This is a genomic window from Candidatus Cardinium hertigii (assembly GCF_050864855.1).
Lineage (GTDB): Bacteria > Bacteroidota > Bacteroidia > Cytophagales > Amoebophilaceae > Cardinium > Cardinium hertigii_C.
The window spans coordinates 1-395 of record NZ_JBOZWW010000041.1; the positions used below are offsets into that span (position 1 = coordinate 1).

Genomic DNA, 395 nt, shown 5'->3' on the forward strand with positions numbered 1-395 from the left:
CGCGTCTTAGATACCAATTTATTAAACCGTTTAGCAGCAGGTGATAAGGGATGATTTCTATTACCTTTCTTTTGAATAGCTGATTTTAATTTCTTGTTTTTTAGTAAAGTTTCGTTGGGCAAACCGCTATAGCCTTTATCTCCATAGAGCCTGCTTCCTGCTTTTAGAGATACTTTATCCAATAATATAGGTAAATGGGCACCATCATGACTAGATGCTTTTGTAGTACTGACTGACAGAACTAAACCTTCTTTACTTTCTACAAGGACATGTCGTTTATACCCATAGTAAAGATTATGACCTTTTTTGGTCCAACTAGCTTCTGGATCTACCCCTTTTTGATAACTATGAGATACCGATATAGTACCATCCTCACGCAAATCATAGCTCTTTTT

At 36.2% G+C, this 395-nt stretch carries 1 protein-coding gene; it reads right to left on the reverse strand.

Going from position 1 to position 395, the window contains the following annotated elements:
* A partial coding sequence (locus ACRRVB_RS05065; protein WP_432466217.1) for a transposase occupies window positions 1-395 on the reverse strand: 395 nt, incomplete at both ends.